This window comes from Bacillus sp. XF8, assembly GCF_017498755.1.
GTDB lineage: Bacteria > Bacillota > Bacilli > Bacillales > Bacillaceae_G > Bacillus_A > Bacillus_A bingmayongensis.
Genome location: NZ_JAGDQK010000103.1, coordinates 1 through 2,918 on the forward strand (window position 1 = coordinate 1; position 2,918 = coordinate 2,918).

The window sequence follows — 2,918 nt, forward strand, 5'->3', positions numbered from 1 at the left end:
TAGTTGGGACCTTGTCCCTGTGAGAGTAGGACGTCGCCAAGCAAGCTTAAGACGAGTCAGAATGACTCGTCTTTTTTCGTGTAATTAAATCATACATATTATGCTGTTTCTCTGTGTCCTCTATGTTTTTCAAAAAGATACTTCCAATGCCAGACGGCTTCTTCATATTCATTTTTCTCATATAAATAAGATATCTTCTTTGAAATTTTTGTAAATATATACTATATCATTTGGAATAGTACAATATGTAAGTTCTTTTAAGGTGTAAGGATGAAATCCTTTCCTATATACTTCGAATTTGTTGAAACAGTTTGATGGTGTTGAGCTTTCGGAATTTATCGTTTTGTATAGCTTTGGTGCATATGTATATAAGCTTGCTAGAGAAGTAAGTAGTTTATCTATCTGTGTTGTTTTGCTATAGTTATGTAATGTATCAATTGAATCCTTTTAGATGAAATAGATGTGACTTTATTCGATAGAATATAATAGAAAACTGTTGAATGTATATTTTTTAGAGAAAGGGCATATAGAATGAAGAAAATAAGTATTATTACTATAGTAGTTTTATTACTTCTACTTATTGCATATATGTTAGTAGGGAATTATTTCTATAACTATGCATTAAATGCGAAACAAGAAAAAGAGTTTTTAGAAGGAAATCCTCATTTGGAGAAAACAGTACATGCATTAGGTGATGTGATGGCTGTGAATGAGGCGGAAAATGCAGACTTTTTATCAAAGCGGCAGCCAAGTACAATAAATATACGTTCTTTTGATGAATTAAAACTAACGGGTTATGAATATCGTAATGAGCAATCTAGTCATAAATGGTCAATCGTGGTTCACGGATATAATGGAAGAGCCTCGGAAATGACAAAATATATTCGTCATTTTTATGAAAAAGGTTATAGTGTAGTAGCACCTGATCTTCGTGGTCATGGAAATAGTCAAGGTGATTATATTGGTATGGGATGGCATGATCGTAAGGATGTTACGCAGTGGATTCAGTATATTTTAAAGAAAGATCCACAAGCGGAAATAGCTCTGTTTGGTATTTCTATGGGAGGCGCAACTGTTATGATGACTTCCGGAGAAGAGTTACCTGGCAATGTTAAGGTTATTATTGAAGATTGTGGTTATTCATCTGTTATAGATGAGTTCACGTATCAATTAAAAGATCTATTTCATTTACCAAAATTTCCTGTTATGAATGCGGCGAATACAATTACAAAGCTCCGTGCTGGTTATGACTTGAATGAGGGATCGGCTGTCAAGCAAGTTGCAAAAAGTAAAACCCCGATGTTGTTTATCCATGGAGATGCTGATACATTTGTTCCTTTTGAAATGTTAGATGAAGTGTATAATGCAGCGAAGGTAGAAAAAGAGAAGTTGATTGTTCCAGGTGCTGGTCATGGAGAAGCAGAAAAGATAAGTTCAGAGAAATATTGGAATACTTTATGGGATTTTGTAGAGAGGTATATTCCAGCATAACTAGTGATGAATTAATAAATCGTAAGGTACAAGAATCTTGCTAATGAGAAAATGTTCTATATACGATAATCGGAAGTAAATGTTTTTACATTTCTGATTATCGTTTTTTTTTTGATGCACCTTGTTTCGATTATGAGGAAGCATATATAGGATAAAGTTTCACTTTATTGGAGAGTTCGATTCTATTTAGAAATGAAGGTTAATGATGTGCACGATTATTAGTTGTTTAAATTTCTTGAAGCAGAAATTTATGAGTTCTTCCATGCCCATGCTACAATGGTTGGAAACTAAATTTAAAGAGGTGTCAGTATGAAAATTGAAGTTTGGTCTGACTTTGTTTGTCCGTTTTGTTATATTGGAAAGCGTAGATTAGAAAAAGCTTTAGAACAATTTCCGCATAAAAATGATGTCGATGTTGAGTTTAAAAGCTTTGAACTAGATCAAAATGCTCCAATCTATTCTGGAATAAGTATTCATGAAGCAATTGCGTCAAAATATGGGATTAGTATTGAAGAAGCTAAGCAAAATAATAAACAAATAGGCAATCATGCAGCTACTGTAGGTTTAATTTTTAACTTTGAAGAGATGAAACCAACGAACACTTTTGATGCTCATCGTTTGGCGAAGTTTGCAAAAGAGCATGAAAAAGAAAAGGATATTATAGAAAATCTGCTTTTTGCATATTTTACTGAATCTAAAAATTTAAGCGATGTGGAAACACTTGTTGATATTGCTGAAACTTCAGGATTAGATAGGCAAGAAGCTTTAAACGTTCTAAATAATAAAAATGCTTATGCAAATGATGTGCGAATTGAAGAAGCAATTGCTCAACAATATAAAATTACGGGAGTACCTTATTTTATTATTAATCAAAAATATGCTATTTCAGGTGCGCAATCACTTGAAACGTTTGTCGGTGCGCTTCAAAAGGTGTGGGAAGAAGAGAATCCTCAGTCTACATTGCAAGATCTTTCATTAAATGGTACAAGCGATGCTTTTTGTGCAGATGGTAGCTGTTCGGTACCTTCGAAAGAACAATAGTTCTTTCATTTATTATGTCGTGTATGGTGTAGTTGAGGAATAATTTCTTTTAACCCACAGAAACTCATGAAGATTCTGTGGGTTTTGTACATCCAATTTACTTTAGGAAAGTAGCACTCTGAATCTAGATGGATTCATTGTTTAGTAAAGAAAGATGCAATAGTTTGACCGTTATATTGTATGTATTATTAAAGTAAGGTTATTGGTTTGAATGTAAAGGTTAGGGTTCATTAAATTGAAAGCATAATAGCAATATAAAAGTATAAATTATATTTTTTATAAAAAAACATTGACGATTACCATAAAGAAGTGTAATATTATACGAGTCGCTGATAGCAACAACGCAAAACGCGACAAACGAAATAAAAAACTTAGTTGACATTGAA

The 2,918-nt window shown here is 32.7% G+C and carries 2 protein-coding genes; both read left to right on the top strand.

All coding sequences use genetic code 11. The features are described 5' to 3' along the window. Window positions 1-531: 531 nt before the first annotated feature. A complete protein-coding gene (locus tag J4P91_RS28510) occupies window positions 532-1,491 on the top strand; it encodes an alpha/beta hydrolase (protein ID WP_207996773.1) in 960 nt (319 codons plus the stop codon). Window positions 1,492-1,800: 309 nt separating this feature from the next. After that, on the top strand, window positions 1,801-2,532 hold the full coding sequence (locus J4P91_RS28515; protein ID WP_207996774.1) for a DsbA family oxidoreductase: 732 nt from the start codon (window positions 1,801-1,803) through the stop codon (window positions 2,530-2,532). Window positions 2,533-2,918 lie beyond the last annotated feature (386 nt).

Excerpts from the sequence above, each read along its gene's own strand:
- J4P91_RS28510 (WP_207996773.1), top strand. The coding sequence starts at position 532 with ATGAAGAAAATAAGTATTATTACTATAGTAGTTTTATTACTTCTACTT.
- J4P91_RS28515 (WP_207996774.1), top strand. The coding sequence starts at position 1,801 with ATGAAAATTGAAGTTTGGTCTGACTTTGTTTGTCCGTTTTGTTATATT.